Source organism: Paenibacillus gorillae (assembly GCF_000513275.1).
In the GTDB taxonomy this organism is placed as follows: Bacteria; Bacillota; Bacilli; order Paenibacillales; family Paenibacillaceae; genus Pristimantibacillus; species Pristimantibacillus gorillae.
In genome coordinates, this window is sequence record NZ_CBVJ010000106.1 from 88,098 (window position 1) to 102,361 (window position 14,264).

At 51.5% G+C, this 14,264-nt stretch carries 6 protein-coding genes; 1 reads left to right on the forward strand and 5 read right to left on the reverse strand.

The window, feature by feature from the left end; genetic code table 11:
* Nucleotides 1-65 precede the first annotated feature (65 nt).
* On the forward strand, nt 66-1,376 hold the full coding sequence (locus tag TY10_RS19950; RefSeq protein ID WP_042167278.1) for a glutamate-1-semialdehyde 2,1-aminomutase: 1,311 nt from the start codon (nt 66-68) through the stop codon (nt 1,374-1,376).
* A gap of 247 nt (nt 1,377-1,623) precedes the next feature.
* Here TY10_RS19950 and TY10_RS19955 read toward each other — a convergent pair whose 3' ends face one another.
* The 5 genes from TY10_RS19955 to TY10_RS19970 form a co-directional block, all read right to left on the reverse strand.
* On the reverse strand, nt 1,624-10,440 hold the full coding sequence (locus tag TY10_RS19955) for a hemoblobin-interacting domain-containing protein (RefSeq protein ID WP_042167280.1): 8,817 nt from the start codon (nt 10,438-10,440) through the stop codon (nt 1,624-1,626).
* Nucleotides 10,441-10,577: 137 nt separating this feature from the next.
* On the reverse strand, nt 10,578-11,546 hold the full coding sequence (locus tag TY10_RS32310; protein ID WP_337588374.1) for a type 2 periplasmic-binding domain-containing protein: 969 nt from the start codon (nt 11,544-11,546) through the stop codon (nt 10,578-10,580).
* Nucleotides 11,497-12,339 carry a type 2 periplasmic-binding domain-containing protein gene (locus tag TY10_RS32315; RefSeq protein ID WP_337588375.1) on the reverse strand — a complete coding sequence of 281 codons (843 nt, stop codon included), beginning with the start codon at nt 12,337-12,339 and terminating at the stop codon, nt 11,497-11,499. The genes TY10_RS32310 and TY10_RS32315 overlap by 50 nt, the downstream gene beginning before the upstream one ends.
* A gap of 123 nt (nt 12,340-12,462) precedes the next feature.
* Complete coding sequence (locus TY10_RS19965; protein WP_042167282.1) at nt 12,463-13,341, reverse strand: carbohydrate ABC transporter permease; 879 nt, start codon at nt 13,339-13,341, stop codon at nt 12,463-12,465.
* Between the two features lie 15 nt (nt 13,342-13,356).
* Complete coding sequence (locus TY10_RS19970) at nt 13,357-14,211, reverse strand: ABC transporter permease (protein WP_042167376.1); 855 nt, start codon at nt 14,209-14,211, stop codon at nt 13,357-13,359.
* Nucleotides 14,212-14,264: the final 53 nt, after the last annotated feature.

Sequence of the window (14,264 nt, forward strand, 5' to 3'; positions counted from 1 at the left end):
CCATACCGGGAATGAGGCCGTTTTTGCCGCGTAATATCTACATTCCCGAAGGAGGATTTATTGATATGGCTATGCAACGGACAACTTCTGAAACGTTATACAAGGAGGCGCTGGAGCACATCGTCGGCGGCGTCAACAGCCCTTCCCGCTCGTACAAAGCGGTAGGCGGCGGTGCGCCAGTGTTTATGAAAAGGGCGGAAGGCGCTTATTTCTGGGATGTGGACGATAACCGCTACATCGATTATCTTGCCGCTTACGGCCCTATCATTGCGGGACATGCCCATCCTCATATTACAGAAGCGATTATTCGCGCCGCACAGAACGGCGTCTTGTACGGCACGCCAACCGAGCTGGAGATCAAGCTTGCACGCATGCTGAAGGAAGCGATCCCCTCTCTCGACAAAGTACGGTTCGTCAATTCTGGCACGGAAGCGGTAATGACGACAATTCGTGTCGCCCGCGCCTTTACGAAGCGCAATAAAATTATTAAATTCGCCGGCTGCTACCACGGCCACTCCGATCTTGTACTTGTCGCGGCTGGTTCAGGCCCTTCAACGCTTGGCATCCCAGACAGCGCCGGTATCCCGACCAGCATTGCACAAGAGGTCATTACGGTGCCCTTCAACGATCTGGACTCACTCCGAATCGCATTGGAGCGCTGGGGCGACGAGACGGCCGCTGTTATGGTGGAACCGATCGTCGGCAATTTCGGCATGGTGATGCCGGAGCCCGGCTTCCTCGAAGGCTTATGCCGCATGACCCGCGAGGCTGGTGCGCTTGTCATTTATGATGAAGTCATTACCGCTTTCCGTTTCCATTACGGCACCGCGCAAACCTTCACCGCCTTCCCTGATTTCGCTGCGATTGAACCGGATTTGACCGCTCTTGGCAAAGTCATTGGCGGCGGCTTGCCTATTGGCGCTTACGGCGGCAAGAAACATATCATGGAACAGGTCGCTCCGCTTGGTCCTGCCTATCAGGCCGGAACGATGGCAGGTAATCCTGCATCAATTTCCTCCGGCATAGCTTGTCTGGAGGTGCTGCAAGAGCAGGGCATCTACGAGCGTATGGACCAGCTTGCGGCCCAATTGGCAGACGGCCTCGCAGCTTCGGCTTCGAAGCACGGCGTACCGCTTACGATTAATCGCATCCGCGGCTCATTCTCAGCCCATTTCTGCGATCATCCCGTAACGAACTATGATCAGGCACAGGATACAGACGGCGAGCTGTTTGGTCGCTTCTTCAAGCTGATGCTGGATCAGGGTATCAATCTCGCGCCTTCGAAATACGAAGCGTGGTTTTTAACAATTGCCCACACACAAGAGGATATCACTACAACCATTGCAGCAGCCGATTACGCACTGTCCAGACTGTAGAAAGCCCCCTTTATGCACATCTGTTCATAAATAACGGACAAACTGGGGGTAACGGAGCAGCTTTGCTCCGATTTCCGGTTTTCACTACGGTTTGTATTGATTTTCTATGCACATGTGCAAAACAATACCGCTAATGCACGCTTTCACAAGCAGCTATCCACATGTGTATAACTAACTTTTCATATCGTTAATCATCGTTATCCATACAAAGAAACGCGCACCGGATTCGGCGCGCGTTTTCTTTGTTTTACGAATAAGCTTCAATTTCATACAAGGAAGGACCGTAGGGAGCAAAACCTTTCTCCGTAATGTATATACGGATGTAACGTCCAGCACTTCCTTCATCTAGAGCGATGGTCTCGGTTCTCGCTTCAGCTTGCAGCTCTCTGCTTGCTGTAGCAACCGTCTGCCAGGCTGCGCTTTCCGGTGAAATGTCGTCACCCGGCTGAGCAACTTGAATAGCAATGGTCTTTCCATATGCCGTCTCCCATACGAGAACCAGCTTCGATAAAGACTGTACACTGCCCAGATCGACGACAATCCACTCCGGATTCATCGGCGTTCCTTGATTGTCCTCCCACTTCGCTTCCCAGCGTGACTGCCTGTTTCCATCCGTCATTACATTCGGATCGAAATTCGTATTGCTGCTGGAAGCCGTAACAGCCTTGTTCAGCGCCAGGTTGATTTCGGCCGCAATGACCTGCACAACCTCGGCCGCCCGGTAGCCCTCGGCTTCAATCGTAACGGTAAAGCTTCCCGATTGATTAAAGCGGCTAGCAGACAATGTGATCTTGCCTGGAGCAACACTGTAATCCGAACCGGCAAATAATTCAGTTCCGTTCACTCGCACTTTGGAAATAGCAGCTTCCCATGCCGTATCGGTCGCAAAGGTCAGCTCAATCGGCCTGCCCAGCTTGTTGTCGGTTGTATCTGCTGTGACGGCTGGAGGAACGAGCAGCTCAGGATCTGGCGCGCCAACCGGCGTTCCATAGACCTCCAGCTCCCAAAGCGAGTAACCGTAAATCGTACCTCTCGTCTGTCCGAGAATCCGGACATGTCTTGCCTCTGCTGCAGCTAACGGAATGTTGTCTAATCCGCCGTTGCCATTCGATTCCGAATAGGCGTCCGTCCAGTCTCCCTCTTCAGGCTGGGCTGCGATGGAAGTTTGAACCTTGTACGCTTTGCCGAATGCGCCTTCCCAGCTTAGAACAACGCTTTGCAGTGAATACAAACGCCCCAGATCAACAGCGATCCATTGATTGTCGGACGTTGCGCTCTCCCAGCGGGTTCCTCCCGGTCCTTCTCCCCGGCCGTCAACCGCATTGCCTGCCGGTTGAACATTGGAGGAAGCCGTCGCTGTTTTGTTGAGCGCTACATTGCTTGCGTTCGTCTTGATTGGCTGCGTGACCTCGGTATTGGCGTATCCGTTCGCTTTAATAAGGATTGAATAGCTCTTCACTGCTGTGAACAGAGTTCCGTCCAATGTAATTTTGCCCGGCTCAATGACCCGTTTGCCCGGATCAACCGCAATGCCATCGACGGTAATTGCCGTTATAGCACTCCGCCATGCCGGCTGATCTGCAAAGGTCAGCTCGATGTTTTGGCCCACTTTGTTATCCGTGGTATCCGCGGCAACAGCTGGACCAGCAGGCACTTCCTTCAACACGACATCGTCGAAATAAATCGTATGGCTGCCGTTTGGCACGTTTTGATCACCGATAATGATGTTGCCTAGCAAATACTTGACCGTCAATGTCGTATTCGCCTGCGGAATCAGCGTTTTCTTATGCACCACTGATTCGTCGCCTGTTAAGCTGAACGCCGCTTTTTCCCCGTTGTTATAACCGGTCAGCTCCACTTCGATCGGACGATTGACCGAAGACCAAGCGCGGAAGCTAAGTTCATACGCTTTGCCCGCTTCCAGCTTAATTCCCGATTGCATAAATTGCGTCGACCAGCTGATCGGCACATTCCACTCCGGGTGAATGCCCCCGTGATAGTGAATATCTAGACGTGCCTTTCCATCCTCGACGGTATACTCCGAATAATCGGGATTTTCCGTCCAATATTCCCAAGCCGACTTGCCGCTAGACATGTCGCCGTTTAAGATCAGATTGCCGTCTGACGGATAGATCGCTTGGCGAATGACAGCATCGACATAGCCAGCTGCTTTCAGATGAATCTCGTAATTGCCGTCATGGCTAAAAACATTCGAATGAATGATGACCGCATTCTGCTCAATCTCATAATCGCCAATTGTCAGCGCCGTGCCGTCAATCTCAATGCCCGTTAATGCCTGCTGCCAGCCGCTATTGCCCGCATAAGCAATCGTAATGGCATTGCCTACCTTGTTGTCCGTCTTATCCGCGACGACAGTCGGAGCCTGGAGCAGAGGCGCATTTCTCACCTTCAGCACCACATTATCGATGGTGATCGTATGAGCGCCTGCAGGGCTGTTTGAAGTTTTACCAAGCTGGAACTTCAAAGCCAGCGTATCGTCAGCAGGCATTCTGAACTTCAACATATAGTGCGATACGTCCTGCCCGATAGAATAGGAGCTCGATGCATAGCGCTGGTAGCCTGCATTTTCGAGCGTAAGCAGAATGTCACGCGCTGCCGTTGACTTCGCATCAAAGGAAAGCTCGTAATTTAATCCTTCCTTGAGCTTCAAGCCCGATTGGCTAACCATAACGGAGTACGTGTTGGCGCCTGTATTCGATATTTGAATGTTAGCTTCTCCGGCTGCGGCAGAATAGCTTGCTGCCCCCTCCGTGTACGTCTCCCAATGATTCAATCCGTCGAAGAAGTCGCCATTCTGAATCGGGTAAAGATCAATGCCGCTAAAATCAACGTTGCGGTCTGTCAGCCGGATCAAGCTGATCTGATCCAGTACGACAACGCCCGCCTGACCGCCCAGCAGGAAGATCAGCTGGCTTTCGGGGTCGGTCACGCCGTCCTCCATATCAAATTGAACCGTATGCTTCGCTAATGCAGTACCAATAGCGATGTCCGTCTTCGAAGTATAGACCGAAGAACCATCTTTGCTTCTCAGCTCGACGCCCACTGTTCCCGCAGAAGGAGCGCTAGCCCAGAACGTTAGCTCATACGTATCGCTCTGCTGCAAGTTAATGCCCTTCTGCCGCAGCTTAACGGCATTAACATCTGCACTGCTTCCTGGAATCTGAACTTCCAGCTGTCTGCGGGAAGCATCAACAAAACCGTCTGCACCTTCCAGCTTCCAGTAGTTCATCCGGTCCATCGTACCGAGATCAAAGCTGCCGTTGTACACATGCTCGCCGTTCCCCATCGGCGCTTTGGCTGCGTCCAAATCGACGAGCTCATCGACCTCTTCAAGCCTCACATTGCCGATCCAGACGGATTTCGTATTGCCGCCGAGGTTGAACTCCAGACGAGCGGTAGAATCCGTATCCGCTGTCATCTGGAACCGGTACTCATAATGTCCGGCAACTGATGTTAACGGAACGTTATAATTATCCGTATACGCTCCCCAGCCGTTGTCATCGTCGCCCCCCAGCTTCACGCTGATGCTGCGGTCGCCGGACGCTTTCGCATCAAAGCTCAGTTTATACATATGCCCTTTGACTAACGTGGCGTATTGGATGAGCTGAAGCGCATGCGCAGCATTGCCGCCGCTCGTAATATCCACTTTGGCAAAGCCGCCGTCTATCGAAGCTGAGCCTGCTCCGCCAAAGGCTGGCGTGTGGAGGAAGTTCCAATACAAGCTGTCCAGCAGCTTATCTGCTGTATCAATATCCTTTAAGCCTTTCACAAAGGCAGGATCATAGATATAGTTGCCGTCGATTGCAGGCTTCGCATCGGCCGGCATCGGTTCTTTGTCCAGAGAAGGCTCAACCGGCGTTTTGTAAGGTCTGCCTGTCAGCTCGTAGGCGCGGACATAGTCCACTACCATCTCGCCGGGAATCTTCGAATCATCAGGCGGCCTGTTGCCGTCATACACGCCGCCAACTGCTAGATTCAATATGATATAGAATGGCTTGTCGAACGGAGCCGGGAATGCATACTTATCCGGCTGATCTGCTCCCCAGCTATGCCAGTTGTTGACGGTCTGATAGACTTCTCCATCCACATACCAGCGGATTTCCCCAGGCTCCCATTCCACACCATACGTATGGAAATCCGAAATTTTGCCGCCATCCGGGAACGTAAACGCTTTGCCGGTGCTGCGGTTGTTCGGAGCCCCTTTACCAAAGTGAATCGTGCCGCCAACCTCCTCCGGCAATCTTCCCTTCGCTTCCATAATGTCGAGCTCGCCTGATGACGCCCAGCCGCCATATTCACTGTCCGCAGGCATCATCCAGAATGCAGGCCATAGACCCTGGCCTTCCGGCAGCTTCATTCTCGCTTCGAATTTGCCATACGCTTGCGTGAACGTCGGCTGAGTCCATAGGCGTCCTGACGTATAGCCCTTGCCGCCAAAGTTTTCTTTGCGCGCTGCAATCGTCAGTTTGCCGTCCTCTACCTTCAAGTTCTCGGGACGATAATACTGCAGCTCGCCGTTGCCCCAGTCGCTAAGGCCATATTGCGAGCCTGTGCCAAGCTGATAGCCCCATTTGTCCAAATTAACACCATTTGTATCCACCGTTGCGGACGGATCGTAATTATCGAATTCATCCGACCAAGTGAGGCTCCACATCTTCTCAGCATCGATATGCTGGCGTACGGATGCAAGCTCATACCCCGCAGCGCTGATTACGATGTTATAATCGCCTGCACTTGGAAATACTGCAGGACTAAATTCGATTTTGCCCGGACTTGCCGTATAGCTGCCATTATCGACTAAAGCCCCGTTGATCTTCACTGCAGTGATAGCAGCCAGCCATGCCTGCGAAGCCGTATTGTCCGTGAATGTGATGGCGATGGTCTCACCGATTGAATTACCGTCCGCATCCTCTAACAGAGCAGGAGGAGCAGTCAGCCGAATCTGATTGGCTGTTGCAGCCTTCTCGCCTGCTGCTTCCTTCGCTCCTTTCAGCTCAAAGCGGACATTATCGATAAACAAGTCATGCGCTGCTGAAATTTTCTCTCCTGCATCTTGCGGCTGGCCGAGCAGAAATTTCAAAGCTGCCGTATCATCCTGTGGCATCGTAAACTCGAATGTATAGCTGTTTGTCGTCTCTTCGATCCGAACCGGCTGATTCAAATAACGATGGTAGACACCATTCTCAGCTATTACTTCGATTTGCCGGGCTAGCGTCGAGCGGGCGTCAAAGGTTACGAGATAGGTTTTGCCCGATTTCAGCTCCAAGCCGCTTTGCGACAACTGAATATCCCATGGATTAGCGCCTGTATTGGCTACTGCAGCCTTAAGTGCCCCTCCGGCTGCGGCAATAACCGCACGGGAATCGCCGTCATAATCACCTTGAACATGCTTGCCCCATTGTTCAAAACCGTCCGTGAAGCTGCCGTTTTTAAGCAGGAACGCTTTCTCACGCGCTCCCTTCTGCTCCACTCGTATTTGCTCAATGTACACATCATGTGCTCCAAGCGCATTTGCTCCGCTAAGTTTGCCAAGCAGAAGCTTGAACGAGGCCAGTACATCCGCATTCGGTTTGAACTCGTAAGTAAAGGTCTGATAGTCGCCCGTAAGCTGTACTTTCTGTGAGATATATTTGGTATAGGAAGCGTCGTCAATGACGATTTCCGTCTCCCTGGCGACGCTGGACTTCGCCTTCACCGTCACGACATACGTTTTGCCCTCGCGAAGCTGGAAATCATTCTGCATCAGCATAACGTTGAAGTCTGCAGTGCCTTCATTCGCAATTGCAATTCTCATCCCATCATTAGCTGTCGTAAAATTGGCGCTGGAGCTATTATTCTCATAACGCCCGAGAACAAAATCCGTCCATCCTGCCTTGCCATTCGAGAAGTCACCGTTCTTCACGGGAAACTGCTCGGTAAGCGGCAGCTCAGCCTCAGCGGCTGTAAGGTTGACCATCGCGATATCGTCGAGCCGGATATTGGCATTATTGCCGCCCAGCAAGAAGACGACTTTACCGTTGGTGTCACCCGCATCGCCCACTGTGAACTGCACTTCGTGTTCGACTGCGGTTGGTGTTAAAGAGACCGAAGTCGTCTCTGCCATATCTGTACCGTCTGCCTTGCGAATGGCTACAGCGATCGTTCGATTCGCATCGGCACTTGCTTTGAAAGTCAATTTGTACGCATTGTTCGCCTGCAGCTTCAATCCCGGCTGTGACAAAGCAATTGCATCAGCCGAATTGCCGCCATTGGTAATTGCGGCAAGCAGTTCACGGGCCACTGGGTCAACTGATGCTGTGGCGGAAGCTCCCGCCTGCACATCGAAATTCCAATAGGTCATCCGGTCCATCCGGCCAAGATCGAAGGTGCCGTTATAAATGTAGTTGCCAGCCAAAGGCTCCTTCGGCAGCTGCTCGTTGAACGGGTCCAGCGGTTCGATTTCCTCCAGCTTCACCCCGCCGATCCAGACCGAATTTGTATTCAGCCCCAGATTGAACTCCAGCCGTGCCAGCGCATCCGAATTTTCCGTCATGCGGAACGTCATATCATAACGCTGCGGCTCCGTTGTCAGATTGAAGCTGATGCTGTCCGAATACGTCGTCCAAGAACGGTTTTCTCCGCCGCCGATTTTTGCCGATACCGGACGGCTGGCTGACGCTTTTGCATCGAAACTCAGCTTATACCATCTTCCTTTGCCAACGGTTACATTCTGAATAAGCTGTACTGCATGCGCCGCATTGCCGCTTGCACTAATATCAGCTTTGGCAAATCGCTGTCCGTTCACTGTGTCGACCGATACGGTCCCATTCCCGTTGAAATCAGGCATATGGACAAAATTCCAATGCTCCGTATTTAACTGATCTCCTACGTTTGCTACTATACGGAATGGCTCATTATAGGTCACGTCATGCACATAATTGCCTTCAATCGCTTCTTTATGCGGCTGGGGAAGCGGTTCCTTCTCCACGACCGGCTCTTGAGTCGGATTGAGATATGGTGTGCCTTTCTCATAGACACGAACATAATCGACTTTCATCTGGGCTGGAATTTTCGAATCGTCGACCGCAACATTATCGAATGTGCCGCCAACCGCCAAATTCAGAATCATATAAAACGGCTTATCGAAAGGTGCCGGATACGCATATTTCGCAGGCTTATCCAGCCCGGTGCCGTCCCAGTTGTTCAGCGTCTGATAGACTTCTCCATCCACATACCAGCGAATCTCGCCGGGCTCCCATTCAACGCCGTATACATGCTCCTCGGAAATGTTTTTACCGTCTTTAAAATGATAGGTAGCCCCTGTACTTTTGTTGCCTGGCCAAGGCCTGCCGTAATGGATTGTTCCGCCAACCTCGCCAGGCAGACGTCCCTTCGCTTCCATAATGTCCAGCTCGCCCGAAGTTGCCCAGACGCCGTATTCACTTTCTGCCGGCATCATCCAGAATGCTGGCCATAGCCCGTTGCCGACCGGCATCGATATTTTTGCTTCGAACTTTCCGTAGGCCTTCGTAAAGGTCGGCTGTGTATAAATTCTTCCCGACGTATAATCTTTGCCGCCAAAGCCTTCTTTTTTAGCAGTAATGACTAGCTTGCCGTCTTCAACTAGCATGTTCTCAGAGCGGTAATATTGCTGCTCCTGATTGCCCCAGCCGTCCAGGCCATATTGCGAGCCCGTACCCAACTGATAGCCCCATTTGTCCAGATCGACGCCATTGCTGTCCAGATTGCTGCCCGACCGGTCGAACTCATCGCTCCACACGAGATCCCAGTCTTGCTCATGTCCGCCCGGGCTCGGAGTTGGTGTAGCACTTGGGGATGCACTTGGAGTCGGACTCGGCCCAGTGCCCGGATCTGAAGTAGCACTTGGGCTTGGCGTAGAGCTTGCACCTGGGCTTGGTGTTGAGCCCGTACCCGAACCGCCTGATCCTGAACCCCCTCCTTGCTGATTACGAACAGGCACGCCTTGCTTCACTTCAAACTTCTCGCCAGCTTTCAATGACTCTTTGTTGAAGGTCGCAGACCCTGACTCATTATGAACCTCGCCGATATCCGAGTCATTTCCTGCTTCGATAACAGCATTCGTCTCGATATCCAGCGTACCCGCACTGGAATCTCCGGAAAATACGACGCGCACCGGACCATCCGTTCGATGAATGACGATATGGTTTACGTTAGAGTCAATAACATGGACGCTGTTCACACCGCCGCCGTTCACATACACAGTGCCCTTCGCCTGAATTCCCTTCAGCGTCACATCGCCTTCGCCGATACCCGGCGCAAGAATGAGATCGCCATTAATCGTTGCTTGCTCCAGCGTAACATCTGTCGTGTTAATGATCGCGCTCGCCAGCGTTGCCGCTTTATCGCCGAATTTCCCTTTCCCGGTATAGATTTCTCCTGCCAAACGATCAAGCAGTACGACCGCTTCCGCCCTTGTAATCGGCTGCAGCGGCCGAATCGTTCCGTCAGTGAAGCCTTTCATATAACCGCCGGACACAAGGCCGGCCAGCGCCTCACGGGCAAATGAAGCCACCTTCGCTTGATCTCCAAAACCGTTCAATGATTCCCCGGTCTTCTTCACATGAAAGAGACCAGCAGCAATCGAAGCCGCTTCCTGTCTTGCGATCGCCTGATCCGGTTTGAAGGTGCCGTCAGGATATCCGGCGATATAGCCGGCTTGGCGGCCAATGTCGACCTGCTCCCCATACCAGGCTTCGTCCCCCACATCGGTAAATCGGGATGCTCCTTCTTTCCCTTTCGTATGAAATCCGAACAGCGTATTGACAAGCTTGACGAACTCTGCGCGAGTAATCTGCTTATCCGGTTTGAATTGTCCGTCCGGGTAGCTGCTGACAAGCCCTTTCGACGACCATTTGCTGATCTGTGCTGAAGCCCAGTGTCCATTTAAGCTCACATCCGGCTCGCCGGACGTTGTGGATGACGCTTGAACCGCCGGTATGTAACCCGCTAACATCGTCAAACAAAGTGCGAATACTCCAATCTTTCTGCCCAGCTTTTTCGTTGCATTTTTCTTCCATTTCATTATGCTGCAGCCTCCTTCGGTTATTTGAAAGCGCTAACAATTAATGGCTTTAATAAATCCGCGCAACAGAAAAGGAATGCCCTTGCTAAAGATGCAGGCATTCCTTTTCCTTTGTTCAACGCGCTAAATTCATTGGATTATTTCGAAGCGGATGCAAACCATTCATTAACTTCTTTCGTAATTTGCTCGCCGCCCGATTTTTTCCAGTTCTCGACCATTTTATCGAATTCATCGATTGGCGATTGGCCATAAATGATTTTCGAGTACGTTTGATTAAGCAATTTGTTTAACAGCTCGTTTTTCTGTTTCATCGTTTCCGTCAATGGACCTTGGAAGTAGTTTTTCATCCGAATGTCCTTTTGCTCCATAACAATCTTCATTGCATCTACGTTTTCCGGTTTGCGCACGGCAGCCGTTTGCGACTCGTATGGTGTCGTTGGCGCTTCTCCGTTGCCGATTTTGATCATCGTATCTGCGTACAGCGACGGGATACGCGCGCCTTCAAACGTCAGCGAGTAATAGATTGGTTCTACCAAGTGCGTACGGTCGGCATATTCCGGGAACAGATCCGGGTATTTTTCCGGCTCCTTCGTGATCGTGCCGTCCGGCAATTTCGCCCAGTCATAGCCTTCTGCAAAACCGTTTTCGAACGTGCTGCCTTTTTCAGGGTTCGCCCAGTTATCGAAGAAGAAGTTGTAGTAACGGATAAGAGCTTCAGGATTTTTTGCATTTTTGTTAATTAGCATCCAGCCGTTTACCGACGGGTTGCCGCTTTGCGCGCCGATTTTACCTTCTGGTCCTGCAGGGATCGGGTATGCTTTGTATTTCGCGCCTGGCACGTTGTTGATCAAGTCGCCAAACGGCCAGTCTGGCAGCCAGTTTCTGCCGACGATTGCGCCTGCTTGACCCTTCGTGAAGAACTCAGAGCCGGATACATCGTCTTTCAAGCCGGAATCTTTGGAGATGTAGCCTTTATCCATCCATGTTTTCAACGTTCCGAGCGCTTGTTTAGCGCCTGGATCGATCGAGCCGTATGCAAGCGCACCATCTGCGCCTTTATTCCATTGGCCTGGCATTGTTCCGTAAGCGCCGAACAGCCAGCTCACATCGCTCATCCAGTTCAGGAATGTGTTTTTCAAAGCCAAGGGCCAAACCGATCGTATCTTTCTTGCCGTTGCCGTCCGGGTCCTGATTCACGAAAGCGTCCATGATGGCTTCCAGATCCGCTACTGTCTTAGGAGCCTGCAGGCTCAGTTTATCCATCCAGTCCTGGCGAAGCCAGAGAACCATGTCATCATTGTACGCATAGTCGAGTACTGGAAGCGCCATCCGCTTGCCGTCACGTACGACTGGCAGCCAAGTGTCGGCATTCAAATCTACGGCTTGCTTGTATTTGTCGCCGGCGAATTTGTCGAACACTTCGCCTACGTCCATGAATTGACCGGAGTCAATCAGCATGTTGACCGTTTCCAAGTCACCGCGGTATGTCACAACATCCGGCATTTTCTCGCCAGAGGATAGCATCAGACGCAGCTTCGTTTTGTAGGCATCATTCGTATCCGTTACGACCCAGTCGTACTTCACGTCAATGCCGAGGTTGTCTTTCATATAAGTGTGCAGGACGTTGTTTTCCATCGTCTCGCCGTTTTTGAAGAAATAGTTGGTACCAATGCCTTTCACTGTCGAAAGGGTAACCGGTGTCGTATATTTCGAACCGTCCCAGCCCGTTGCGTCTACGCCGCTATCCGTAGCTGCTGCTCCGTTATCTGTGCCCTCCGTCGGTGCCGCAGTCGGACTATTGCTCGGCTTGTTAGTATTCGATCCCGAACAAGCGGCAAGCGTGAAAGTCAGAACGGTGACTAGCGACAAGAGCAAAACCTTTTTCCATGAGTTGCGCATTTTTTTCCCCCCGTAAATTAATGAGAACGCTTTAGTAACGCCCTACCCTTACTATAGAACTGGATTATTTTTTTATAAATACCATTATTTTGAGTGTGATGCTAATTTGTTATCTTCTTATTTCTACTCTTTGACAGCGCCTAGCACAATTCCTTTTACGAAATATTTTTGCAGATAAGGGTAAATAACGAGAACCGGGATAATGCCGATAAAAATTTGTGCCGCTTTAACGGTTCGCTGTGAAATGTTCTTAAGCTCATTAACGTCCGGATTCAGCTTGCTGAAATCCTGCTGCACGATGATCGTCTGCAGAAATGTAGCGAGCGGGTATTTGCGGTAGTCCGTCATATAGAGCAGCCCGTCGAACCATGCGTTCCAGTTGCCGACGATGGTGAACAGCGAGATGGTTGCAATGGCCGGCATCGCAAGCGGCATGTAGACCTTGAAGAGAATCGAGAAGTGGCCTGCTCCGTCAATGAATGCCGCTTCCTCCAGTTCCTTGGGCGTAGCCCGGAAGAAGTTCATCAGCAGAATCATGTTGAAGACCGACACCGCGCCCGGCAATACGAGCGCCCAGATCGTATTCATCATATGAAGCTCGCGAATGAGAATGTAGGACGGAATGATCCCGCCGTTGAACAGCATCGTAAATACGAAATACCAGGCATATTTGGTGCGGCTTTTGAAAAACGAAGTATCCTTGGACAAAGCATATCCCGCCAGTGTAATAACACTCATCGTGATGAATGTTCCGAGCAGCGTTCTGCCGATTGCGATCCAGAAGGCGCGCAGAAAGTTCGGATTATTCATCGTTTTCGTATACGATTCGAGGTTGAAGTCCACCGGCCACAGGCCGACCAGATGGGCATTCGCCGGGGCGCTTGCGCTAAAGCTGATTGCCAGAATATGAACGATCGGCAGGACGCATAGAAGGCCCGCAGCCGCCAGGATGAAATAGTTCAGCACCGAGAACATCTTATAGCCTACTGTTTTATGGTACAAGTCTGGAGCCTCCTTCTAGAATATTTTGTAGTCCGCCAGTTTATAGGCCAAGCGGTAGCCCACGACGATCAGACAGAAGCCGACTAGCGATTTGAAGATGCCGACTGCCGTACTGAAGCTGTACTGCCCGTTCAGAATACCAGTCCGGTAGACGAACGTGTCGATAATATCGCCCTTATCATAGACAAGCGGCGTATACAGATTGAATATCTGGTCAAAGCCTGCGTTCAAAATATTGCCCAGCGCCAGCGTTCCTACGACGATTACGATTGGCACAAGCGAAGGAATCGTAATGTTGATCGTCTGCTTCCACCGGTTCGCGCCATCCACCTCAGCAGCCTCGTACAGAGCCGGGTTGATACCCGCAAGCGCAGCCAGATAGACGATCGTGCCGAATCCGAACTGCTGCCAGACGTCACTGAGAATAACGGTAAACCGGAACCAGTCGCCATCGCCCAGAAACAGAATCGATTCAATTCCGAACCAGTTGTGAAGCAGCGTGTTGACGATGCCATCGGAGGAGAGCATGTCGTTAAGAATACCTCCGAGAAATACCCATGAAATAAAGTAAGGCAAATATACTAACGTCTGGACCGTCCGCTTAAACGGATTGATCCGCACTTCATTCAGCAGAAGCGCGAATGAGAACGGCACGACGATGTTGAAGATCATTTTTAACCCGGCGATCAGCGCGGTATTGATAATAACCTGCTTGCTGTCCGGATATTCGAACATAAATTTGAAGTGGTCAAGCCCTACCCAAGGCGAGCCGAATCGCAGCTGGGGCTTATAATCCTGGAAGGCGATAATGAGGCCTCCGAGCGGCACATAGGCAAATACGAGTTGGATAAGCACTGCAGGCAGCAGCATTAAATGAAGCGGCCAAGTTCGTCTCAGAAATCCCTTCCACCCTTTGCTCCATG

Coding starts and splice junctions, on each gene's coding strand:
- TY10_RS19950 (WP_042167278.1), top strand. CDS start 66: ATGGCTATGCAACGGACAACTTCTGAAACGTTATACAAGGAGGCGCTG.
- TY10_RS19955 (WP_042167280.1), bottom strand. CDS start 10,440: ATGAAATGGAAGAAAAATGCAACGAAAAAGCTGGGCAGAAAGATTGGA.
- TY10_RS32315 (WP_337588375.1), bottom strand. CDS start 12,339: ATGCGCAACTCATGGAAAAAGGTTTTGCTCTTGTCGCTAGTCACCGTT.
- TY10_RS19970 (WP_042167376.1), bottom strand. CDS start 14,211: ATGCTGCTGCCTGCAGTGCTTATCCAACTCGTATTTGCCTATGTGCCG.